Origin of the sequence: Rhodococcus sp. 1163 (assembly GCF_002091985.1) — a bacterium.
Taxonomy (GTDB): Bacteria; Actinomycetota; Actinomycetes; order Mycobacteriales; family Mycobacteriaceae; genus Rhodococcoides.
Genome location: NZ_MKKX01000033.1, coordinates 159410 through 182239, shown reverse-complemented (window position 1 = coordinate 182239; position 22830 = coordinate 159410). Strand labels below are relative to the sequence as shown.

Here is a 22830-nt window from a genome sequence, read left to right as displayed (position 1 = left end):
TGAGGGTTTCACCATCGGGCGAGGCGATGGATCAGGCGCGCCGAAGATCCCTACTTCTCGTCGTCGTTGGCGGGAGTGGTGCCGAACGCCTGGGTGGGTTCACTGTAGGAGGGCCCACCGGTCGAGCCACTCTCGGTGGGCGTGGACGGCCCTCCGGACTGCTGATCCGTCGGCACTGCCTGTGTCTCGGGCGAGACTGCATGCTGAGGCGCTCCTGATCCAGCAGAACCCACCGGCGGTTGGCCGTACTGGTACTGGCTGTACGGCGAAGACTGATCGGCAGAGCCCGTCGGCCCGCTTGCACCATGCTGCTGCGGGTCGACCGGGTAACCGAGGCTGCCGGACGGATTTTGTCCGCGGGCAGGCTGATTGGGTGCAGGCTGTCCCGGGTAGGTCGGTGGAACGTAACCACCCTGAACCGGGCCTCCATAGCTCTGCTGTGGCTGACCATAACCGTAATTCGGTGGCTGCTGACCAGGCTGGCGGTAGCCCGGAGTTGGCGAATAACCCTGGAACTGATTCTGCTGGCCGTACGAAACATCCTTAGGTGCAGGCACTTTCAGAACATCCGCACCGAACAGAAGTGCGGCGATCGCAGCAAGGGACTGAAAGAATCCGAGTACCAAGACGATGATGGCGCCAGTTCCCAGACCGATCGAGCTACCCATTCCTCCGCCCGAGTCGATATTGAAGGACTGGAAGACCAGCGTCAGCCACCCTGAAACCGCCAACGCTGCTGCGATTCCGATGGTGCTCGACTGCTTGGGTAGCAACCCGACCGCTGCCACAAGCCCCGAGGCCAACAGCAGTGCGATCGAAGTGGGGTCACCGTTGCCGAACTGGAAGAAGTTACTGGACACGTCGAACGCCGAGTACTGGCCGGCCAGGCCGACCAGAAAACCGATCCCGCCAAGAGCGGCGACGACCAGCGTCAGAATCCGTGGCAGCGGCAACGGCGTCTTCGAAGCAGGCGACATATTCGAAGCAGGCGACGGCGAGTACTGACCTGGTTGCGAGTACGACTGCTGCCCTGGCGTCTGCTGAGACGGACCCTGTGAAGTGGGCCCCTGCGATGACTGACCTTGTGGTGACGGACCCTGTGTCGATGGCCCCTGTGGGGTCGCACCGTAGGACGGGCCGTGGCTGCCGTATCCGCCGGCTCCGTAACCGGGCGAACCTGAGTTTGGGCCCTCGGGCGGATAGGTCATGACACTCACCTCATGTTTCTACGTCGAAATTGGGTCCACGGACCACGCTAGTCTACGGACCCGATGCGACACCTCGCCCAGCGTCGACCAGCGCAGGTGACACCGCAACGGTGTGGCCCAAAGACCGTGCGGGAACAGCAGATCGATCGCTTCGATGCGCCATTCATACGATCTGATAGCTCGAGTGCGCCATTCAAGCGGGCGGGGGTCGGGCGATGAGCACACAAAAGGCCCGCCACCACCGGTGACGGGCCTTTTGAAGGTGAAAGCTACTTGACGGAGAGCGATTCGAGGATCTCGCGAGCAAGTGCAGCGGTCTCGGACGGCGTCTTGCCGACCTTGACGCCTGCGGCCTCGAGAGCGTCCTTCTTGCCCTGAGCCGTACCCGAGGACCCGGAGACGATGGCGCCTGCGTGGCCCATGGTCTTGCCCTCGGGAGCGGTGAAGCCTGCGACGTAGCCGACGACGGGCTTGGTCACATTGGCCTTGATGTAGTCGGCTGCGCGCTCTTCGGCGTCGCCACCGATCTCACCGATCATGACGATGATCTTGGTCTCGGGATCGTTCTCGAACGCCTCGATGGCGTCGATGTGCGTTGTACCGATGACCGGGTCTCCGCCGATGCCGATGGCCGTCGAGAAGCCGAAGTCACGGAGTTCGAACATCATCTGGTAGGTCAGCGTGCCGGACTTCGAGACGAGGCCGATGGGCCCGGTGCCGGAGATGTTGGCGGGCGTGATGCCGACGAGAGCTTCACCGGGGGTGATGATGCCGGGGCAGTTCGGTCCGATGATCCGGGTCTTCTTGCCCTTCTCCACGTTGTAGGCCCACGCGTAAGCGGAGTCCTGCACGGGGATGCCCTCGGTGATGACGACGAGCAGCGGGATCTCCGCGTCGATAGCTTCGACGATGGCGTCCTTGGCGAATGCCGGCGGCACGAAAGCGATGGAGACGTCCGCGCCGGTCTTCTCGATTGCCTCGGCGACGGTGCCGAAGACGGGAAGTTCGATGTCGTTGCCGTCTTTGTCGACGTGCTTGACCGTGGTTCCGGCCTTACGTGCGTTGACGCCGCCGACGACCTGGGTGCCGGCCTTGAGCATCAGAGCGGTGTGCTTGGTGCCCTCGCCGCCGGTGATGCCCTGGACGATGACCTTGTTGTCCTTGTTCAGAAAGATTGACATGGTTTCCTCTACTTCGCAGCCAGCTCGGCGGCCTTGTCGGCGCCCTCGTCCATGGTCTCGGCGAGCGTCACCAGCGGGTGCGCGGCGTCGGCGAGAATCTTGCGTCCTTCTTCGACCTTGTTGCCGTCGAGACGAACCACCAGCGGCTTGTTGGCCTCGTCACCGAGCTTCTTCAGTGCGCCGACGATGCCGTTGGCAACCGCGTCGCAAGAGGTGATGCCGCCGAAGACGTTGACGAACACGCTCTTGACCTGCTCGTCACCGAGGATGACGTCGAGGCCTGCAGCCATGACCTCGGCCGAGGCGCCGCCACCGATGTCGAGGAAGTTGGCGGGCTTGACGCCACCGTGTGCCTCGCCTGCGTAAGCAACGACGTCGAGGGTCGACATGACCAGTCCGGCACCGTTTCCGATGATGCCGACCTGTCCGTCGAGCTTGACGTAGTTGAGGTCGTTTTCCTTGGCCTTGGCCTCGAGGGGATCGGCAGCGTCCTTGTCCTCGAAGTCCGCGTGGCCGGGCTGACGGAAGCTTGCGTTCTCGTCGAGCGTGACCTTGCCGTCGAGGGCGAGGATCTCATCGTCCGGGGTGCGAACCAGCGGGTTGACCTCGACCAGGAGAGCATCTTCGTTGATGAAGACCTCCCACAGCTTCTGGATGGTCACCGCTGCGGCATCGAGCACCTCTGCGGGAAGCTTGCCTTTTTCAGCGATCTCACGAGCAAAAGCGAGGTCGACGCCCTTGACGGCATCGACGGCAATCTTGGCGAGTGCATCGGGGTTCTCTACTGCCGTCACCTCGATCTCCACGCCACCCTCGACCGAACACATCGCGAGGTAGGTGCGGTTGGTGCGGTCGAGCAGGAAGGAGATGTAGTACTCCTCGGCGATGTCGGATGCCTCTGCAACGAGAAGCTTCTTGACGACATGGCCCTTGATGTCGAGTCCGAGAATCGCTTCTGCGTTCTCGGTGGCTGCTGCGACGTCCTTGGAGTATTTGACGCCGCCGGCCTTGCCGCGTCCGCCGACCTTGACCTGCGCCTTGACCATTACTGGCTTGCCGATTTCCTTGGCAATTTCTGTTGCTCCGGCGACCGTGTCCGTGACACGACCTGCGGAGGTTGGTACGCCATGCTTGGCGAACAATTCCTTCGCCTGGTATTCGAAGAGATCCATCAGCTCACCGTCTCGTCTACGTTGACGCCCGCTCCAGGGTGTGAGCGGGTCTGAGCATCGACTTTATCCAGGTAGCCCACGGGCGCATCGGGCGCATGGATGGTATGTGGTCTATCTCACCGGCAGGTGCCGTGTGTCCTGCGCCTCACCGCAGACGACCACGAGCCGAAAGCAGCGCGGCCACAGCAAGAGTGAGCGCTCCGAGCGCCCCGACGATCACTCCGGACCCGATTACGGGCTCGAGTGCGCGTGTCTCGGTCAGCGGCCACCCGAGCAAATAGATGATCATCGCGATCACGCATCCTGCGAGAAGTGCAGTGCCGCGCGAAGGCCTCGACCGTGACGCTACGACGGCGGAGACCACAATGGTCACGGCGAGAAATGCCTGTCCCCACACGTCCCATCCCCACGGAAAAATACCGAACCACGCTGCGGTGACGTCCGTGCCACGGTAGAGCGGCAGCGCCAGTCCTGCGGCAGACAACAGCCCTCCGAGCCATGCCACTGATCCGAGCCCGACGTCGATGCGCGTGTCCGAGGTGTCGACATCCTCACGCTCAGCGCTTCCGGCGAGGAGCACACATCCGCCACACAGCACCGCGCCGATAGTGCCCAGTGCCGTCGCGACACCGCCTACGCCGAGGGCAATGCCGTCGATGTCCGTGGCCAGGACAACCGACTGCAACACACCGGACGCACCCATCACGGCGGCAACAGCCAAGACACCGAGCACGGGACGGACCGGTGCCGCCAGTACCGAGAAGAACATCGGGATGGACGCAAGGACCAACATGAAGCCCGCTACGGCGGCGACCCTGGTGGCCAGGATCGTCGGATTGGGCAGCCCATCCGGAACCGAGAGGGTCGGCAAGAGGGCGCCGGCGACGATGAGGCCACCTGCCGCGACGCCCACAACTCCAGCAACGACATGCCAACGGTTTGTTGCCGAGGTCGAGTCCACGGGCGTGGTGCGTCGAACTTCGGCAGAGTCGCCACGTCGCTCCCGGAGCTTCGACACCGGGAAGAGCACAACTCCTACCACCACGAGCACTGCCGATGCGAAAACCCCGACCCACGATCCAGGCGCCGCGTCGACTCCAGGCCCACTCGACGCACCGGCCAATACCCGCGAGCCCGTGACGCCGAGCATGCCGAGCCCGGCGCCTACGAAAGCGCCGGCTGCGACGGTAGGTGAAATCGACGCCAGCGCCGCAGCCGCCACGATGAGGACGGCAAGGGCGACGATCCCCGACCCCACTGACGTCGTCATCGGGGAATCGATCACAACGGGAACCAGCACGATGGCGTCGGAAGAGTCGTAGGGCGAAGCGAACATCGACCCCGCCGCCACAGCGGCAGCGCCGACGGCAAGTACGGACAACCACCCGCCGATATGGATTGCCGAGGCCCGGTTGGCCATATCCGCGTGGGTGGAATATCCGTATCCGTCGGACAGCGAGGCTCGGCTCACCGCGATCAATCCGAACAACCCACCCAGCGCCGCGAGTACATGAGCGGCAAGCACCAGATAGGCGCCGGTGCCCGGTTCCAGCGCAGCGGCAGTGATGGGCCGAAACAGCTCCAGACGATTCGAGTCGATCGGATCGACCAGGAGCCCGATATCGAGAACGGCCAGACCGGCCGACACCGCCCCGTAACCCGCCGTCACAGCGCCGGTGAGCGCTGCGCGGCGCGCAATGACACCGAGCACTGCCATCACCGCCACCAGAACCACTGGGGTAAGCGCAATGAGCGCAGCGACAGTGACGCCCGCACCGATCACCTCTCCCGAAGCTGCGGATACCGAGCCCTGCGTGACCACTGGCTCGAACGACAGCGCTACGACACCGCACAGCGCGCCAAGCACGGTGACTGCCGCTGCGACAACTGCTGGAACGAACGCGCTCTTGTCGTCGTCGCGGTTGGGCTCGATCCGTCGAGGAAGTACATCTGCGGACTGGTCGGTCGGGGAGATTGGTGCCACGACAGCGACGTTATCTGCCGGTGCCGATTTACATGGACTTCGCGGGCCGCGTTTCGATAACGCGTATTCGGGTAGTTGTAACCGAGCGGGGGTCGGTGCTGTGGTGACATTTCCCCTGTTCGCACTGTGAGGCACATCACATATCGGCCCAGTCTGAGCCGAAAACTTGCGCCCCCCGCGATCGTTTCGTTACCGTCTGCGGAGTCTTAAGTAACGAGCAGATCACGAAACGGAGGTCGAAGGTTTTGTCGCAGCACCGCGCGTCCTTCACCACCAGCAGATTCGTCACCCCGGCAGCTGTGACCGAGAGTGCACCCACCGTGTACTCGACCGATACCAGCTGGGGAACCGAGGCCGCAGACTTCGAGACGCCGAGCTACGACTACTTCGCCAGCAATTACGGCCCCGCCGAGAGCTACCACGACGCCGAGCTGCACAGCTCCGTCGACATCGATAGCGCCGCGGGCACCGAATCCGTTACACCGATCTTGGAAGTACCCCGCCGAGGCGGATCCCACCGCATCCCGACGCCGCCCACTGCACTCAAGGGCCGAGCAGCTGTTCTCGCTGTCGCTGCCGGGGCCATCGTCGCCGCAGGCCAGGCTGTTATCGATCACGCGCCTGCCACCCCCACTTCCGAAGAAGTTGCTCTCGCTGCAGGTTCCGCGCCGGCCGCACCCGGCATTGCCGCTACGGCAGTACCGCAGGCAGCCCAGTTCGCCACCGACAGCACGAGCACAGCAGCCTCTCAAGCTCCTCAGATCCTCAACGTCGCCAACCCGGTAGACCTGAGCCAGTTCAGCAATTTGCTGGCAAAGGGCCAGCGTTTCAGCGAAGAGCGCGCCGCACGCGAAGCCGCTGCCCGACGCCCGCTGTTCGTCCTACCGGCCGTCGGAACGTACACCTCGAACTTCGGGGCCCGTTGGGGCACCCTTCACGCCGGCGTCGACATCGCCAACGCCATCGGAACGCCGATCGTCTCGGTTGCCGACGGCAAGGTCATCGATGCAGGTCCTGCTTCCGGCTTCGGAATGTGGGTTCGCGTACAGCACGCAGATGGCACCGTCACCGTATACGGCCACATCGACACGGCAACCGTGTCGGTCGGCCAGCAGGTCATGGCCGGCGATCAAATCGCCACCATGGGCAACCGCGGCTTCTCCACCGGCCCGCACCTTCACTTCGAGGTCCACTTGCCCGGTGAGAACAAGATCGACCCGCTCCCCTGGTTGGCCTCACGAGGCATCGGCCTCGGCCCCGAAAGGGACTAGCGCCACCTTCTCTGCCCGCGCACAGACATTCCCCCCCGGCTCACACGCCCTGTCGCGCACGTGTGTAGCCGGCGGTGGACACCTCTCAGAGCTTGGTCATCGGCACACCGCCGATAAGCATCATCTTCACTCGTCCCGATGTGCCGAAGTCGACGAGAACCATCGCCGATGTTCCGCTCCCGGTCGATTCGAGGACGGTTCCGAGACCGTACTTATCGTGGTTGACGCGGTCGCCGACGGCCAACACCAACGTGTTGTTGCGCGCACGTGCGGAACCGAAACTCGGTGTACTCGAGGCCCCGCCGTGGGAACTTCCGCCCCCGAAACCGCCGCCGCCGAATCCCCCGCCGCCGTAACTGCCCTGTCTGGTGCGCCCGCCGCCAATGGAGCGTCCACCGCCGATACCCGGGTCCTCACGCTTCCACTCGATCAGCTCCTGCGGTATCTCCTGCAGGAAGCGTGATTCCGGATTGTTGATCGGCTGCCCCCACGCCGAGCGCATGATCGCGCGGGTCACGTACAGCCGGTGGCGAGCCCGGGTGATTCCCACGTAGGCAAGACGCCGTTCCTCCGACAGCTCGTTCGGGTCTCCGAGTGCGCGCATGTGCGGGAACTGCCCGTCCTCCCAGCCGGTCACGAAGACGACAGGAAACTCCAGCCCCTTGGCCGTGTGCAAGGTCATCAACGTGACGACTCCGGTACCGGAGTCTGGAATCTGATCGGTGTCGGCTACCAACGACACACGTTCGAGGAATGCCCCGAGCGAACCAGGTTCCGGCAGCCCTTCCTCCGGATCCGCCTCGCCGTCGGGCACCGTTTCGGTGACGCCCTCGGCGTCGAGTTCGGCTGCGACCGCGGCAAGATTGCGCGCCTCGGAGGTGAATTCCCTTGCCACACTGACCAGTTCGTTGAGGTTATCGAGGCGGGCGCCATCCTGAGGATCGCTGCTTCCCTCGAGCTCCGCCCGATATCCGGTCCTGTCGAGAACTGCCTCGACGACGTCGCCGATGTCGACGACGTCGTTACCATCTCCGTCCGTTGTCGTAAGAACCGCGCGGAGTTCGTCGAGCAGCTCGAGAAACTGGCCGATGAGTTTCTGAGACCGGCTGTTCAGCAATGCGACGCGCCCGTCGGCCGCATCTCGCAGTGCCCGCGAGAAGCTCATGTCCCGTTGCTCGGCATGCACGGCGACACATGCCTCGGCCCGGTCACCGATTCCTCTGCGCGGAGTGTTCAGGATACGGCGCATGCTCACGGTGTCGTCCTCGTTGGACAGCACACGTAGGTACGCCACCATGTCGCGGACTTCCTTGCGCTCGTAGAAGCGCACACCGCCGACGACCTTGTAGGGCAATCCGAGCCGAATGAAGATCTCTTCGAGTGCTCGCGAGGAGTTGTTGGTGCGATAGAAGACCGCCACCTCGTCGTAGCGCACATCGTGATTGTCCACGAGACGATCGATCTCCGATGCGACGAACGAAGCCTCGTCGTGCTCGTTGTCGGCTACATAACCGACGATCAGTTCACCCTCGCCGGTGTCCGTCCACAGCTTCTTGTCGCGTCGGCCGGTATTGCGGGAGATGACCGAGTTGGCGGCCGAGAGAATGTTCTGCGTCGAACGGTAATTCTGCTCGAGCAGAATCGTGCGCGCGTCGGGGTAGTCGCGCTCGAACTCCACGATGTTGCGAATAGTGGCCCCTCGGAACGCATAGATCGATTGATCCGCATCACCCACGACGCATAGCTCACCCGGCTCGATGGTGCCCTCCAACGCGCCGTCGGCGTCGGGAGTGCCGACCAATTCGCGGACCAGCATGTACTGGGCGTGGTTGGTGTCCTGGTACTCGTCGACGAGAACGTGCCTGAACCGCCTCCGGTAGTACTCCGCGACCTGGGGAAACGCCTGCAGCATCCCGACCGTCTCGCCGATCAAATCGTCGAAGTCCATCGCATTGGCCGCGCGCAGACGCTGCTGATAGTGGCCGTACACCCGAGCGATGAGCTTGGGCAGCTCGACCGGTTCCTTCTCCGCATCCGACGCTGCATCGTCCGGGCTGATCAGCTCGTTCTTCAGATTGGAAATCGAAGTGGAGAGCAGGCGCGCCGAGAACTTCTTCGCGTCGATCTGCAGATCCTTCGAGATCATCGTCAGCAGGCGGCGAGAGTCGTCGGCGTCGTAGATCGAGAAGTTGGAGTTCAACCCCGGCAGCAAGGACGCTTGGCTACGTAGTATCCGGACGCAACTCGAGTGGAACGTCGATACCCACATGTTGTTCGCTCGCGGCCCGACGAGTCCGACGACTCGCTCGCGCATCTCGGCTGCGGCCTTGTTGGTGAACGTGATGGCAAGCACCTGCCCCGGGGTGACACCGCGCTCGGCAAGCAGATATGCGATGCGGCGCGTCAGGACTGCAGTCTTGCCCGAACCCGCGCCCGCAACGATCAGAAGGGGCGACCCGGTGTGCATGACGGCCTCGCGCTGCTGCGGATTGAGACCCTCCAGCAATGCTTCGGACTTGGATCTACCGGGAACGGGTACAGCTACAAGATTCATGTTCATCGCTGTCTCAGGTTACCGGCGCCTACCGACACGTAGAACTACTGCCGTCATTGTTACGAACAACCGACTTTCCACGAAGCCTTCCAAGTGGCAAACTGGATCGGTGATCGAATCTGCCGTGCGTCGGCGTCCCGTCTTTCGTGTCGTGAGAACGACCGAATGCGGGGGCGGCCGATAAGTGCTTGCACCCCGAGGCCCTCGCCACCAGGGCCTCGGGGTTCTTTCATGTCAGGCACCTACCCCAGCTCGTTCAATTCAGGTATTCACCCGGATTCCGTAAACGTAACGGTGCCGGACGCGGTAACGATCCATGATGTGACACAAGGAGAAGAAATGGCATCCACGACGAAGACCGACTCCGAAAATGCGTTGCCCACCACCGAGGCCGAGATCGACGAGTTGAGGCAGGAAATCGATCGCCTGGACGCCGAGATCCTGGCTGCTATTCAGCGCCGGAGCGAGGTATCGCAGCTGATCGGCCGTACTCGGATGGCTTCGGGCGGCCCGCGCATGGTCCACAGCCGCGAAATGAAGGTGCTCGACCGCTTCAGCAGCCTTGGCCAGGAAGGTCACACACTCGCCATGCTGCTGCTCCGCCTCGGTCGCGGACGACTCGGCCGGTAAAGACTTCAGAAGCTCGTTGTGCACGGCTGCCCGTGCACAACGAGGTCCCACTCAGGGCAGTACCTTTTTCATGGGAGAGCTATGTACTTGGTCTCCAAGTACTCCTCGATACCCTCACTTCCGCCCTCGCGCCCGAATCCGGAGGCCTTGACGCCACCGAACGGCGCAGCCGCGTCCGAGATCACTCCGCGGTTGACCCCGACCATGCCACTCTCGATGGCATCGGCAACACGAAGCGCCCGATCCAGATCCTCGGTGTAGATGTACGCGGCGAGGCCGAACTCGGTCGAATTCGCGGCGTCGATACCTTGCTGCTCGGTGTCGAAACCCACGATGGGCGCGACCGGTCCGAACACTTCTTCCGCCAGGATTCGTGCGGTCGGCGGCACGTCCGTCAGCACGGTCGCCGGGTAGAAGTAACCCTCACCGCCGGATGCCTTTCCCCCGAGCGCCACCGTCGCACCTGCTGCGACCGCGTCGTCGACCAGTTCCACAACCTTGCTCAGCTGGTCCGCGTTGATCAGTGGGCCCAGAGTCGTCGACGGGTCGATGCCTGGTCCGAGCTTCGTATCCTTCATCCGTGCAACCAGCTTCGAGGTGAATTCCGCTCGCACACTGTTGGCCACGTGAAAGCGGTTGGCTGCGGTACAGGCTTCGCCGCCGTTACGTAGTTTCGCGAGCATCGCGCCGTCGACGGCTGCGTCGACATCCGCGTCGTCGAAGACCACGAACGGTGCGTTACCGCCCAGCTCCATCGACGTTCGCAGCAGACCCCCAGCCGACTGCTCGACCAGCTTCTTGCCGACCTCGGTGGATCCGGTGAACGTCAGTTTGCGCAGTCGAGGGTCCTCGAGCAGCGGGGCCGAGACCGCACTCGACTTCGACGTCGTCAGAACCGACAGAACCCCCTCCGGTAGTCCCACCTCGGCGAACAACTGTGCGAGAAAGAGCATTGTCAGCGGTGTCTCGCCGGCAGGCTTGACGATGATCGTGCATCCCGCAGCCAGAGCAGGTCCGATCTTGCGTGTGCCCATGGCGAGCGGAAAGTTCCACGGAGTGATCGCAAGAACCGGCCCCACGGGCGCCTTGCTGACCAGTATTCGGCCGTTGCCTGCCGGGGCTTGGGTGTACCGGCCTCCGATACGGACAGCCTCCTCGCTGAACCAGCGAAAGAACTCGGCTCCGTACTTGATCTCGGCCTTCGACTCGGCCAACGCCTTCCCCATTTCGAGGGTCATCAACGTCGCGACATCATCGGCGCGCTCGGTGAGTTTCTCGAACACCGCGCGCAGCAGCTCACCGCGCTCCCTCGGCGCAGTGGCCGCCCAGGAACTCTGCGCATTCGCTGCCGCGTCGAGAGCCCGGAGCGCGTCTGCAGGGCTGGCGTCGGCCACCTTCGTGAACGGCCTGCCGGTAGCTGGATCGTTGACGTCGAAAGTCGCGCCGTTCTCGGCGTCGACCGCGTGGCCGCCGATCCACAACTTCGCTGGAATGGATTCGATGAGAGTGCTGTGGTCCATACCTCGAGTGTGCCCTCGAGCAGTCCTCACCAAACGGGATGACGCGCGCAACCCGTCGGCGCACATTAGGGTTGGCAAATATGAGCGGCGACATCACGGGCACCGAGGCCTGGAAGAACCTGACGGCACACCACGACTCCATCGGCGAGACCCATCTGCGCGATCTGTTCGCCGCCGATCCGGATCGCGGCCGCGAGTTCACCCTCGACGCCGGTGAACTACACATCGACTACAGCAAGCATCGCATCGACCGCGCGACCCTCTCACTGCTCGTAGAGCTCGCACGGACAGCCGACGTCGAAGGCCATCGCGACGCTATGTTCGCGGGCAAGCACATCAACACCTCGGAAGACCGCGCCGTGCTGCACACCGCGCTGCGGCTACCCGCCGACGCAACCCTCGAGGTCGACGGCCAGAACATCGTTGCCGACGTGCACGAAGTACTGACGCGGATGGGTGAATTCACCGATCGCGTTCGCTCGGGTGAGTGGGTGGGAGCCAGTGGTCAGAAAATCCGAACCGTCGTCAACATCGGAATCGGCGGCAGCGACCTCGGACCCGTCATGGTCTACCGCGCGTTGCGCCACTACGCCACCGCGGGCATCGAAGCGCGTTTCGTCTCCAACGTCGATCCCGCGGACCTGGTTGCCGCTCTCGCCGACCTGGATCCGGCGACCACGTTGTTCGTCATCGCATCGAAGACGTTCTCGACACTCGAAACCCTCACCAACGCCACCGGTGCACGACGCTGGCTGACGGCAACCCTCGGCGAGGACGCCGTCGCCAAGCACTTCGTCGCCGTCTCCACCAATGCCGAACGGGTCGCCGAGTTCGGCATCGACACCGCCAACATGTTCGGGTTCTGGGACTGGGTCGGCGGACGGTATTCCGTCGACTCCGCAATCGCCCTCTCGGTCATGGCCGCCGTCGGAAAGGAAGCATTCGGGGAGTTCCTCGACGGATTCCACCGCATCGACGAGCATTTCCGTACGACCCCGCTCGCGCAGAACGCTCCGGTACTCCTCGGACTGATCGGTCTCTGGTACACCAACTTCTTCGGCTCGGAAACCCGAGCAGTACTTCCTTATTCGAACGACCTCTCGCGTTTCCCCGCCTACCTCCAACAATTGACGATGGAATCGAACGGCAAGTCCGTCAAGGCCGACGGCACGCCCGTCACCACCTCGACCGGAGAAATCTTCTGGGGCGAGCCCGGCACCAACGGTCAGCACGCGTTCTATCAATTGCTGCACCAGGGAACACGTCTGGTGCCCGCCGACTTCATCGGATTCGCCGAGCCCACCGACGACCTCCCCACCCGCGACGGCACCGGCAGCATGCACGACCTGCTGATGAGTAACTACTTCGCGCAGACCCAGGTGCTGGCATTCGGCAAAACCGCCGAGGAGATCGCCGCCGAAGGCACCAAGGCCGACGTCGTACCGCACAAGGTCATGCCCGGCAATCGGCCGACGACATCGATCCTCGCACCGAAGCTGACACCGTCCGTCGTGGGTCAGCTCATCGCCCTCTACGAGCACCAGGTGTTCGTAGAAGGTGCCATCTGGGGCGTCGACCCCTTCGACCAGTGGGGCGTCGAACTCGGCAAAACCCAGGCACTCGAACTGACCCCCGTCCTCACCGACACCGACGCCCCGGCGCCGCAGAGCGATTCCTCCACCGACGCCCTCGTGCGTTGGTACCGCGATCAGCGGGGTCGGGCAAAGTAGCGTCGGGACGCTGGGGCGCTGGGTCCGGGGCGCGATTTACTCCCCTTGTAGGGATCCGTACCCCCTGCACGTTCTTTGCCAGGAGGTTCGAATCCCTATACGGGGAGCATTTTGTCCGCAGATGAATCCAAACGACCTCGATACACGTCCAACTGGGTATGGACTTCGATCAACCGGGCATGTTCACCCGCGCCGACGCGCTTGCATCCGGCTATACGGACGACGATCTAAGACGCAGTCGAGCCGACCGAACCCTGTTGTCGATTCGTCGTGGCTACTTCGTGCGATCAGCGGTGTACCGAACACTGGACTCCTCCTCGCAGCATCTCCTGCTCGCCAAAGCTGTGCTGTCGGACTCTGCAGACGACGCTGTGCTCAGTCACGTGTCAGCCGCGGTGTTGCACGGCATGCCGGTATGAGGCATTGCTCTCGACAAAGCTGCTCTGACGATCGGACGAAGCTACGCCAGCAAGCGCGGCAGACGACGGACCCTGCACGGGACGCGTCTGCCCGATTCCGATCGCATGATCATAAATGGCGTACCGGTGACAGTTCCTGCGCGGACGGTGATCGACCTGGCAAGAGCCGAGGGCGTCGAGCAGGCGGTGTGTGTCGGTGACCATGCACTGCACAGTGGCCTGACCACAGCGTTCGAGTTGGCCGAAGCCATCGACGACGCCGCTGGACGAACAGGGGTGGGCCGTGCACGCCACGCGGTCGGTCTCATGTCCTCCCGCAGCGAAAGCGTCGGCGAATCACGGAGTCGACTGCTCTTTCACAACCTCGGCTTGCCTACGCCCTTGCTGAACCAGTGGGTCTACGACACCTCGGGGGGATTCCTGGGCAGGGTGGACTTTCTGTTTCCCGATGGCGTGATCGGCGAGTTCGACGGTGAGGGTAAATACGAGTCGGATCCTGTGCGAGCCGTCATCGACGAAAAGAACCGCCAAAACCGTCTGCACGACCTCGGGTGGGTCGTCGTTCGGTGGGACTGGCGGGATCTGTCGAAGCCCGACGTCCTGGTCACGCGTCTGCGCGGCGCTTTTCGCCGGGCAGCAGCAAATGGCACACCTGTTGGTACGTACCGGTCGGATCGACTCCCCTAGTGGGGATCCGAACCTCCTGCAGGGGGTTCGAATCCCAACTCGGGGAGTAAATTCGGCCCAGCAACAAGCCAACCCGGCCCAGCAACCACCCGCCCAGCACGCAGCACCGCCCCTACACCCGAGCCAACACCGCCCGCGTGTCCACTCCGGTCGGCAGTGTTCCGAATGCACCGCCCCAATCTTCACCGAGCCTGCTGGCGCAGAATGCGTCGGCGACGGCCGGATCGCCGTGGCGGACGAGAAGCGATCCTTGGAAGACGAGTGCCATGAGTTCGACGACGCGTCGAGCGCGGTATTCGATATCGGAGCGGTCGGAGAGTTCTTTGCCGACGCGTGCGATGGCGTCGTCGAGGCGCGAGTCCGATCCGGATGCCAACGATACTTCGGTGAAATACGCTTCGACGCTGTCCGGCTGCTTGGCAAGTGCGCGAAGCGAATCCAGTGCAGCGACGTTGCCCGAGCCCTCCCAGATCGACATCAGCGGCGATTCGCGAAAGAGCCGCGGCATGCCGGATTCTTCGACGTAACCGTTGCCGCCGAGGCATTCGAGAGCTTCGGCCGCATGTGAGGGCGCACGCTTGCAGACCCAGTACTTGCTGACGGCCAAGGCGATTCGACGCAACTCGGCTTCACCGGCATCACCGTGTGCTGCGCGATCGGTAGCTCCGGCCAATCGCATCATGGCCACGGTTGCCGCTTCCGATTCGATCACCAGGTCCGACAACACATTGCGCATCAGTGGCTGATCTATCAGCGGCACACCGAATGCGGAACGGTGTCTGGCGTGATGCACCGCGCGGACTGTTGCGTTACGTATCCCCGACGCCGAGCCGATGACGCAGTCGAGGCGGGTCATGTTGACCATCTCGATGATCGTCTGGACGCCGCGTCCTTCTTCGCCGACGAGCCACCCCGTCGCGCCCTGGTATTCGAGTTCGCCCGAGGCATTGGACTTGTTGCCGAGCTTGTCCTTGAGGCGTTGGAGCACCATCCGATTGCGGGTTCCGTCGGGCAGTACGCGAGGAAGCAGGAAGCACGACAGTCCACCCGGTGCATGCGCCAACGTGAGGAACATATCCGACATCGGTGCGGAGGTGAACCATTTGTGTCCGACGATTGCGAACGTTCCGTCCGAGGACGGAGTGGCCGTGGTGGTGTTGGCTCGGACGTCGGACCCGCCTTGTTTTTCGGTCATCGACATTCCGGCGATGAGCCCCCGCTTGGTGGTGGGAACGCGAAGGCCGAAATCGTAGTGGGTCGATGCGAGCAGGGGTTCGTACACGTCGGCCAGTGCTGCATTGTGGCGTAGCGCAGGCACCGCCGCGTAGGTCATGGAGATCGGACACATGTGCCCTGCCTCGGCTTGACCCCAAGCGTAGAACTTGGCGGCGCGGGCAACGTGGGCGCCGGAGCGATCGCACCGCCACGGCGTCGCGTGCAGTCCGTTCGCCACCGCAACCGACATCAGGTCGTGCCAGTGCGGATGGAACTCCACCTCGTCGATGCGGCTGCCGTAGCGGTCGTGCGTGCGCAGGATGGGAGGGTTCTCGTTGGCGAGCCGACCCCATTCCTGCACTTCGACGCTGCCTGCGAGATCTCCGAGTTCGCGCAGCTCGCTCGACGCCCACTCCGCTCCCTCGCGGTGGAGCCCTTCGAGGAGGGTCGCGTCGTCCGAGGTGTCGTACGGCACCAGATCAGGCACCTGGTTGAACACGGTGTGGGTGACGGGAAATTCAGCGGTCAAGGCGAACTCCTAACGAGCGCAGGGCGAATGCAACGAGGTCGGGTACGACGTCGGACGCTGTCGCTGACTTACTATCCGGACCGAGCGGGCCGACGAGAACTTCGCCGACGGCACCGACGAGTCCCGCCGCCGCGAGGTCGGCGTTCTGTTCCGGTATGTCTCCCGCCGCGATACCTGCAACGACCGCGCAGGCGATGGCGTCGGTGAAGCTCCTGCGGAAGACGAGCCGTTCGGCGTCGACTGCGCGATCGACGGGTTCTGCGAGCAGCGCGTAGGCCATGGTGCGGTTTTTCAAGGCGCGCCCGGCAAAGGTCTCGACGATCGCGGTGACTCGTTCGACGACAGTGCCGCTGGAACCTGCCTCCGCAACGGCGTCGACCTCCCGGCTGCATACTTCACGAAATATCGTCACGACGAGGTCGGATTTACTGGCGAAATGGGTGTAGACACTGCCTGCGGAGACTCCGGCCGCGGCGGCGACCGAGGCGATCGAGAGGCCCTTGTAGCCCTGCGCGGACAGCACGTCGATGGCGGATGCGAAGAGCGTGGCGCGTCCGGCGTCGAGCCTGGCTTGCACGGCCGTGGTGCGGCGGTACGGCATGTGAAGGATTGAAGCATTGATTCAGTGCTTCACACAAGACCTCTCGAGTACGGTTCAAGCATGTCAGTTTCGATCGTGCGCTCCGGACCGGTCACCACCATCGTGCTGTCACGACCGGAATCCCGTAACGCGGTGGACGGCCCGACAGCTGCCCTACTTGTCGCGGCCTTCGAGGAGTTCGATGCCGACGAAGACGCGGCTGTCGCCGTGCTGTGGGGCGAGGGCGGCACGTTCTGCTCCGGGGCCGACCTCAAAGCGCTGGGCACCGAACGATCGAATCACGCCACCGAACACGGCGACGGCCCGATGGGCCCGACGCGGATGCGGTTGTCGAAACCGGTCATCGCCGCGGTCTCCGGCTTCGCCGTCGCTGGCGGACTGGAACTCGCCCTGTGGTGCGACCTACGAATTGTGGAGCAGAACAGTACATTCGGGGTCTTTTGCCGACGCTGGGGCGTACCTCTCATCGACGGTGGCACCGTGCGATTGCCGAGGCTGATCGGCGCCTCACGCGCGATGGATCTCATCTTGACCGGCCGTGCCGTCGACGCCGAGGAAGCACTCGCGATAGGCCTGGCAAACAGAGTGGTCCCGACGGGGCGTGCGCGGGCGGAAGCCGAAGCTCTCGCCGCGCAACTCAGCACGTTTCCGCAGACCTGTATGCGCGAGGATCGGATGTCACTACTGGAGCAGGACGGTAAGAGCGAAGAGGACGCCATCGTCAACGAATTCCGACACGGGGCAATCTCGATGGCGGCCGATGCCCTCGCCGGTGCCGAAAAGTTCGCGTCGGGCGCGGGAAGGCACGGCGTACCGAACCCGTGATATCAGCTCGACTCTCCGTCATAGACGACATCTTTCTGCGCACCCATCGAGGCTTTGGCATCCCAATCGTGCTCCAGGGAGTCTGGCGCAGCGACGACGCCGTCGATCACGTCGAGCTGGCGGCGATCCACTCGAACCTGTCGTTGGGTCCACTCGGACGCCGGGTCGTCACCCCTACAATGCCCTTCGCACGACGACGTTGGGCACCGAGCACCGACTCACTTCCGCTCGAGTACGACACCTCTCCCCTGGCCGTGTCGGAGGTACTCGATTGGGCAGACGCGCAGGGTGAATGCGACCTCGATCCGGAAACCGGCCCGAGCTGGCGCCTCTCGGCACGATCGACCGACGACGGCGGCACTGTCCTGTCACTTGTCTGTTCGCATGTCGTCGCCGATGCTGCGGGTCTGATCGAGGCTGCAGGAATGGCTTTGACCGGCAGCGTCCCGCCGGAATCGTATGCGTACCCGATCTCCGATGTCTGCGACGCCGCCGCACTGGTCTGGCGTGTTTCCAAAGCTGCACTTCTAGCTCTCGCCGGCCTGCTCTTCAGTCGGCGTGCCCGGAGCGAACTTCGTGACTATGTCCGAGCTTCGTCCGAAGCGAGTCCGCACGAAATGTCCGTATCCACTGCGGTATTCGATATCGAAGCGCGTCTGAGTAATTCCGAGTTCATCTCCGTCGTCACCGATATCATGGTTGCGCTCGGGCAGCACGAACCGGTGGCGATCAATGTCCCGTTCCGCTCGAACATACCGGGCGCCAATGGAATCGGAATGGCCACGGTTCACACCTCACGCACCGATTCGCTCGCGGAGATCAAGAACGCCTGTAAGCGTGCGTTCACCACCCCCGCGGGTGCTCCGAGCGGATTCCCTGCCGAAATGGTTCAGTTGCTGCCCGAGCGGGCCGCAGCGGCGCTCACCTCGGCGCCGGGGCACGCGGCGGCCCTGTGCTCCAACATCGGCGACCTACCCGATGCGGTCGGTGTCATCGGCAGCCATCGCGCGAGCACCGTGGCGACGCGGGCGCTCCACCCTCACTCCGGGTCGGCGCGCACCACCAAGATCCTGTCCGCATACCTCTCGACGCTGAACGGGACGTCGACGTTGTCGCTCGTCGGCACCGATCCAGCGTTGATTCCGTCCTCTGACACTTTGGCCGAGCAAGCGCATGCGGTGTTGACGGATCGGCAACTCACTGCCCGATCGTGGCGATAGAAGTGAACCGATAGAAGTGAACACTGCCGAGCAGGTCGAGCACTACCTGCAATAGGTCACACCAATCGGTTGGAAATTTTGTTCGGCAGGAAGCGCAGAGCGATATCGATGCCCTGCCACTTGAGACCTGGCAACGCAGCGCGCCGCGATTCTTTCTCGATAGCGCCGACCATTGCGCTGACACCTTCGTCGAGAGTTGCTGTCAGAGCGGAGTTGTCGCCGGCCTTCGAGGACATGTCCGTGGCAATGAATCCGGGCAATAGCGTCGTGACGACGATGTCCGTCTTGGCGAGTTCGGCTGCCAACGCTTCACCGAGGGCCGCGACTCCGGCCTTGCTTGCCGAGTACACGGCCTTCGCACCGGGGAGACCGCGGTCCGCGCTGATGGAGGAGACGAGTACGAGATGACCGTACTTCTGTGCGCGGAAGATTTCGAGTGCGGCCTCGGCCTGCGACAGTGCACCGACGAAGTTTGTGCGTGCGGTTGCGAGGTTGGCGTCCGCGCGTCCGGATCCGATCTTCGCGCCCTTACCGAGACCTGCATTGACGATGACGCGGTCGAGACCTGAAAGTTCGTCCGTCAACTCGCCGAAGACGCGGACGACAGCGTCGTGATCGGTCACGTCGAGTGCACGAACGGCAACCTTGATTCCGGGGTTGGCGGCGATGAGTTCCTCACGCAGCACGTCCAGTCTGTCTATTCGGCGCGCGCACAGCGCCAGATCTCTGCCGGTCGCTGCAAACCGCCGGGCCATCTCCTCCCCGAGCCCCGAGCTGGCACCGGTGATCAGGATCTTCTTCCGCGTCTTCCCTGTCATGACCGCCGACCCTATGCCACGCTGGTGTGATGACCGAGAAGAGCACTGACGAATTCGATGTCATCGTGATCGGCGGCGGGCCGGTCGGCGAGAACGCGGCAAGTTATGCCATCGCCGGCAGCGATCGCACCGCAGTCATCGTCGAGCACGAACTCGTCGGGGGTGAATGCTCGTATTGGGCCTGCATGCCGAGCAAAGCGTTGCTGCGTTCCGGCGAGGTCTTCGACAGTGCCCGAAAGATGCCGGGCGTCCGAGAGGTGATCGGTGACCGATCACTCGACGTCGAGGCCGTCATGGCCCGTCGGGAAACGTTCACTCATTCTCTCGACGATTCTCCCCAGGTCGAATGGGCCGAATCCGCCGGGATCTCGATCATCCGCGGGAGCGGCCGCCTTACCGGCACCAAGACGGTCGACGTCGATGGGCGGACGCTGACAGCCCGACACGCTGTGGTTCTCGCGACCGGAACTACGGCATCGGTCCCGAACACCCCAGGGCTGCGTGATGCGTTGCCGTGGATATCTCGCGACGCCACCAACATGCATGAGGTTCCCGCCCGAATCGCCATCATCGGTGGCGGTGTCGTGGCGTGCGAGAGCGCTACGTGGCTCCTGTCGTTCGGCGCCGAGGTGACCATGATCGTCCGCGGGTCCGCCCTGCTTGCGTCCGGCGAGCCGTTCGCCAGTGACCTGGTGGCCGATGCGCTTCGTGCGCGTGGCGCAGAGATTCACTTCGATGCGGAGGTGACGAGCGTGTCGCGACCAGATGCGCGGGACACCGGTGTCGGCAAGATCCACGGCGGGCCGGTCGAATTGACGGTCGGCGGCGAGCTGATCGCCGCGGACGAGGTTCTCGTTGCGGCGGGACGGCACCCGGCAAGCGGGGACCTCGGGCTCTCGACTGTCGGGATGGTGGACGGGAAGTACGTCGACACCGATGACCAACTGTCCGTGGCCGGCACCGAGTGGCTTTACGCCGCCGGCGATATCAACGGGCGCGCCCCGCTGACACATATGGGCAAGTACCAAGCCAGGGTTGTCGGTGATGTCATCGCCGCGCGAGCCGAAGGTAAACCGTTGCACGGCAAGAGGTTCGCTGCTACCGCTGATCACGGACAGATACCGCAGGTGGTCTTCACTGCGCTCGAGGTCGCATCGGTCGGGCGGACCGAGAAGCAGGCCCGCGGGGCGGGGATCGACGTCGAGATTCTGGGTGTGGACATCGCCGTCGCCGGATCTTCGCTGCAGCAGGACGACTACTCCGGTCATGCACAGTTGGTGGTCGACAAGGCGGCCGACGTCATCGTCGGCGCAACCTTCGTCGGGCCCGGGGTGGCCGAATTGGTCCATGCAGCAACCGTTGCCGTTGTCGGCAAGGTGACGCTGGACGACCTATGGCATGCAGTCCCGTCCTACCCGACCGTCGGTGAGGTGTGGCTGCGGTTGCTCGAATCTCGCCGCGGGTAGCAGTCAGCGCAAGGACGCCGCCGCAATGCCTGCGTAGACCTCCGCGTCTCGACGCCGAATTCTCAACGCGACGAGGACGCCGACGATCGCGGCGACAATCAGAACAATCGGGATAGCGTTGACGACAACGGAATCGGATCCGGTGAGAGTGCTGTAATGGGTCCCAGCCAGGATCAATCCCGTCGTCAGGCCGACGAACCCGATGCCCGGCGCGAAGACCGTGCGCACCATCGACCGGTCGGGACGTGTCCAGAAGAAAACCACGACCGACAATGCGGCCGCCGCCTGTAACGCGATGATTCCCAGCGTGCCGAGACCGATTGCGCCTGCCGCCACCACCAGATAGGGATCGGCTCCCACGACCGCGAACACGACGAGTGCCACGGTACTGACAGCCGTCACTGTGATGCTGCCGATGTGTGGGCTGAAATGTACGGCATGGAACCGCCCGAGAACCTCTGGTAGTACTCGTTCACGACCGAGCGCGAACAGGTACCGGCTCGCGGCATTGTGCACTGCCAAATACGACGCGAGGACGCTGGTGCACAGCAACACTGCGGTGCCGTCGTAGAGGATCGTGCCACCGAATTCCTGGGCCAAAGCGAACAACAGATTCCCGAGTTCGGTCTGCGCCATAGCCGGCGCGTCGAGACCTCCGGCGGCACCGACGATGACCCAACTGGTCAGCACGTAGAACACCGCGATGGTCGAGACGGCGATATACGTCGCACGAGGAATGCTGCGTCGAGGATCTTTCGTCTCTTCCCCGTACAGTGCAGCGGACTCGAATCCGATGAAGCTGGAGAATGCGAACATCATCGCAATACCGATGGATCCGGAGAATACCTGTGCCGGAGCGAATGATTCGAGCGGGAGAGCAGCCGTACCCTTCTGCCCGAGAACGAGAACATCGAACACCGTCAGGAACGCGAACTCCGCGACCATCAACGTACCGAGCACCTTCGCCGACAGATCGGCGTTACGAAACCCGAGACAGGCGACGATGGCGACGGCGACAGCGGTGAAGACCCACCAAGGAACGTCGAGACCGGAGTCGAGGACCACGAGGTGAGTGAAGTATCCGAATGCCGCGGCCAACCCGCATGCGAGCGAGGTGTACGCGAGCACCGCGACGTACGCAGCTGCGACACCCGGTGGTTTACCGAGCGCAAGCCCTACGTAGGTATAGAAGGCGCCCGTGTTGATCACTTGCTGGCTCATCGCCGCGAACCCCACCGAGAAACACAGCAGCACAATGCCGCTCACTGCGAATGCGGCAGGCAGGCCCGCGCCGTTGCCTCGAATGAGCGCCAAGGGGACATTGCCGATCATGGCAGCCATCGGTGCTGCTGCTGCGACGACGAGAAACACCACGCGACCTGTCGTGAGTGTGCGCCGCTCGTTCATGCGTCTCCGAACTTGTAGACTGCACTCAGCTGCGACCAGTTCGGCCAGGTCAGCTCCCAGAACCGATGCATCAAGCCGTCGACGAAGTTCGGGATGAACATGACTTCGATGCGTGTCGGCTTATCCTCGGGGCGTGTCGTGGTGATCCGCATCCGCCCTGTAATACAAGTCGGCGACTGGACCCATGCCTGTTCGTCGTACTCGATCTCGCAGGTGTTGTCTGTGGCATGAACCGTGCGATGTCCGCGCTCGAATTCGGCATATGTCCGGGTTGTCCCATTAGTGAACAATTCGAATTGCGGGTGATAGGACCTCGGGACAGCGTCAGCATTCTTCGATACGACAACGACTGAAAACATCTCACGCAGCTTCTCGATAGCCATGAATGAAAAG

General features: G+C 63.4%; 19 protein-coding genes. 8 read left to right on the top strand and 11 right to left on the bottom strand.

From position 1 onward, the window contains the following. Positions 1–50: 50 nt before the first annotated feature. The 4 genes from BJD99_RS14620 to BJD99_RS14605 form a co-directional block, all read right to left on the bottom strand. Positions 51–977, bottom strand: coding sequence for a DUF5336 domain-containing protein (locus BJD99_RS14620; RefSeq protein WP_143542175.1), 927 nt, complete (start codon positions 975–977; stop codon positions 51–53). 500 nt (positions 978–1477) lie between these two features. Further along, complete coding sequence (gene sucD / locus BJD99_RS14615) at positions 1478–2389, bottom strand: succinate--CoA ligase subunit alpha (RefSeq protein WP_084347777.1); 912 nt, start codon at positions 2387–2389, stop codon at positions 1478–1480. A gap of 8 nt (positions 2390–2397) precedes the next feature. After that, a complete protein-coding gene (gene sucC / locus BJD99_RS14610) occupies positions 2398–3561 on the bottom strand; it encodes an ADP-forming succinate--CoA ligase subunit beta (RefSeq protein ID WP_084347775.1) in 1164 nt (387 codons plus the stop codon). Between the two features lie 145 nt (positions 3562–3706). After that, positions 3707–5545: a hypothetical protein gene (locus tag BJD99_RS14605; RefSeq protein WP_143542174.1), complete on the bottom strand. Its 1839-nt coding sequence runs from the start codon at positions 5543–5545 to the stop codon at positions 3707–3709. A 245-nt stretch (positions 5546–5790) separates the two neighbouring features. Here BJD99_RS14605 and BJD99_RS14600 point away from each other — a divergent pair, with 245 nt between their 5' ends. Continuing rightward, the gene (locus BJD99_RS14600) at positions 5791–6816 is read left to right on the top strand and encodes a M23 family metallopeptidase (protein WP_084347773.1); all 1026 of its coding nucleotides are present in this window, start codon (positions 5791–5793) and stop codon (positions 6814–6816) included. A gap of 85 nt (positions 6817–6901) precedes the next feature. Here BJD99_RS14600 and pcrA read toward each other — a convergent pair whose 3' ends face one another. Beyond that, a complete protein-coding gene (gene pcrA, locus BJD99_RS14595; RefSeq protein ID WP_084347771.1) occupies positions 6902–9376 on the bottom strand; it encodes a DNA helicase PcrA in 2475 nt (824 codons plus the stop codon). Positions 9377–9535: 159 nt separating this feature from the next. Between pcrA and BJD99_RS14590 the strand changes: the two genes are divergently transcribed. Continuing rightward, a complete protein-coding gene (locus BJD99_RS14590) occupies positions 9536–10000 on the top strand; it encodes a chorismate mutase (protein ID WP_306294103.1) in 465 nt (154 codons plus the stop codon). Between the two features lie 68 nt (positions 10001–10068). Here BJD99_RS14590 and BJD99_RS14585 read toward each other — a convergent pair whose 3' ends face one another. Further along, entirely contained in the window at positions 10069–11520 is a 1452-nt protein-coding gene (locus tag BJD99_RS14585; RefSeq protein WP_084347767.1) for an NAD-dependent succinate-semialdehyde dehydrogenase, read from the bottom strand. 80 nt (positions 11521–11600) lie between these two features. Here BJD99_RS14585 and pgi point away from each other — a divergent pair, with 80 nt between their 5' ends. The 3 genes from pgi (at position 11601) to BJD99_RS21320 (ending at position 14356) form a co-directional block, all read left to right on the top strand. Continuing rightward, entirely contained in the window at positions 11601–13250 is a 1650-nt protein-coding gene (gene pgi / locus BJD99_RS14580) for a glucose-6-phosphate isomerase (RefSeq protein WP_084347765.1), read from the top strand. A 158-nt stretch (positions 13251–13408) separates the two neighbouring features. Continuing rightward, positions 13409–13669, top strand: a complete 261-nt coding sequence (locus tag BJD99_RS21325; RefSeq protein WP_256895757.1) for a hypothetical protein — start codon at positions 13409–13411, stop codon at positions 13667–13669. Positions 13670–13795: 126 nt separating this feature from the next. After that, positions 13796–14356 carry a hypothetical protein gene (locus tag BJD99_RS21320; protein WP_256895756.1) on the top strand — a complete coding sequence of 187 codons (561 nt, stop codon included), beginning with the start codon at positions 13796–13798 and terminating at the stop codon, positions 14354–14356. A 112-nt stretch (positions 14357–14468) separates the two neighbouring features. Here BJD99_RS21320 and BJD99_RS14570 read toward each other — a convergent pair whose 3' ends face one another. Both BJD99_RS14570 and BJD99_RS14565 read right to left on the bottom strand, forming a co-directional pair. Beyond that, positions 14469–16100 carry an acyl-CoA dehydrogenase family protein gene (locus tag BJD99_RS14570; RefSeq protein ID WP_084347763.1) on the bottom strand — a complete coding sequence of 544 codons (1632 nt, stop codon included), beginning with the start codon at positions 16098–16100 and terminating at the stop codon, positions 14469–14471. Further along, positions 16090–16701 (bottom strand): TetR/AcrR family transcriptional regulator, encoded by a 612-nt coding sequence (locus BJD99_RS14565; RefSeq protein ID WP_084347761.1) that lies wholly within the window; start codon positions 16699–16701, stop codon positions 16090–16092. The genes BJD99_RS14570 and BJD99_RS14565 overlap by 11 nt, the downstream gene beginning before the upstream one ends. A 60-nt stretch (positions 16702–16761) precedes the next feature. Here BJD99_RS14565 and BJD99_RS14560 point away from each other — a divergent pair, with 60 nt between their 5' ends. Then, on the top strand, positions 16762–17526 hold the full coding sequence (locus tag BJD99_RS14560; RefSeq protein WP_084347759.1) for a crotonase/enoyl-CoA hydratase family protein: 765 nt from the start codon (positions 16762–16764) through the stop codon (positions 17524–17526). A gap of 68 nt (positions 17527–17594) precedes the next feature. After that, the gene (locus BJD99_RS14555) at positions 17595–18746 is read left to right on the top strand and encodes a hypothetical protein (protein ID WP_256895755.1); all 1152 of its coding nucleotides are present in this window, start codon (positions 17595–17597) and stop codon (positions 18744–18746) included. A gap of 56 nt (positions 18747–18802) precedes the next feature. Here BJD99_RS14555 and BJD99_RS14550 read toward each other — a convergent pair whose 3' ends face one another. Then, positions 18803–19564, bottom strand: a complete 762-nt coding sequence (locus BJD99_RS14550) for an SDR family oxidoreductase (protein WP_084347758.1) — start codon at positions 19562–19564, stop codon at positions 18803–18805. Positions 19565–19593: 29 nt separating this feature from the next. Between BJD99_RS14550 and BJD99_RS14545 the strand changes: the two genes are divergently transcribed. Then, positions 19594–21030, top strand: coding sequence for an NAD(P)/FAD-dependent oxidoreductase (locus tag BJD99_RS14545; RefSeq protein ID WP_084347756.1), 1437 nt, complete (start codon positions 19594–19596; stop codon positions 21028–21030). A gap of 3 nt (positions 21031–21033) precedes the next feature. On the opposite strand, the gene BJD99_RS14540 is transcribed toward BJD99_RS14545, so the two are convergent. Both BJD99_RS14540 and BJD99_RS14535 read right to left on the bottom strand, forming a co-directional pair. After that, positions 21034–22437: an APC family permease gene (locus tag BJD99_RS14540; RefSeq protein ID WP_084347754.1), complete on the bottom strand. Its 1404-nt coding sequence runs from the start codon at positions 22435–22437 to the stop codon at positions 21034–21036. Then, positions 22434–22820, bottom strand: coding sequence for a hypothetical protein (locus BJD99_RS14535; protein WP_084347752.1), 387 nt, complete (start codon positions 22818–22820; stop codon positions 22434–22436). Before BJD99_RS14535 ends, BJD99_RS14540 begins: the two co-directional genes overlap by 4 nt. Positions 22821–22830: the final 10 nt, after the last annotated feature.

Coding starts and splice junctions, on each gene's coding strand:
- BJD99_RS14545 (WP_084347756.1), top strand. CDS start 19,594: ATGACCGAGAAGAGCACTGACGAATTCGATGTCATCGTGATCGGCGGC.
- sucD (WP_084347777.1), bottom strand. CDS start 2,389: ATGTCAATCTTTCTGAACAAGGACAACAAGGTCATCGTCCAGGGCATC.
- BJD99_RS14565 (WP_084347761.1), bottom strand. CDS start 16,701: ATGCCGTACCGCCGCACCACGGCCGTGCAAGCCAGGCTCGACGCCGGA.
- BJD99_RS14585 (WP_084347767.1), bottom strand. CDS start 11,520: ATGGACCACAGCACTCTCATCGAATCCATTCCAGCGAAGTTGTGGATC.
- pcrA (WP_084347771.1), bottom strand. CDS start 9,376: ATGAACATGAATCTTGTAGCTGTACCCGTTCCCGGTAGATCCAAGTCC.
- BJD99_RS14550 (WP_084347758.1), bottom strand. CDS start 19,564: ATGACAGGGAAGACGCGGAAGAAGATCCTGATCACCGGTGCCAGCTCG.
- BJD99_RS14540 (WP_084347754.1), bottom strand. CDS start 22,437: ATGAACGAGCGGCGCACACTCACGACAGGTCGCGTGGTGTTTCTCGTC.
- pgi (WP_084347765.1), top strand. CDS start 11,601: ATGAGCGGCGACATCACGGGCACCGAGGCCTGGAAGAACCTGACGGCA.
- BJD99_RS14620 (WP_143542175.1), bottom strand. CDS start 977: ATGTCGCCTGCTTCGAAGACGCCGTTGCCGCTGCCACGGATTCTGACG.
- BJD99_RS14590 (WP_306294103.1), top strand. CDS start 9,536: ATGCGGGGGCGGCCGATAAGTGCTTGCACCCCGAGGCCCTCGCCACCA.
- sucC (WP_084347775.1), bottom strand. CDS start 3,561: ATGGATCTCTTCGAATACCAGGCGAAGGAATTGTTCGCCAAGCATGGC.
- BJD99_RS14560 (WP_084347759.1), top strand. CDS start 16,762: ATGTCAGTTTCGATCGTGCGCTCCGGACCGGTCACCACCATCGTGCTG.
- BJD99_RS21325 (WP_256895757.1), top strand. CDS start 13,409: ATGGACTTCGATCAACCGGGCATGTTCACCCGCGCCGACGCGCTTGCA.
- BJD99_RS14535 (WP_084347752.1), bottom strand. CDS start 22,820: ATGGCTATCGAGAAGCTGCGTGAGATGTTTTCAGTCGTTGTCGTATCG.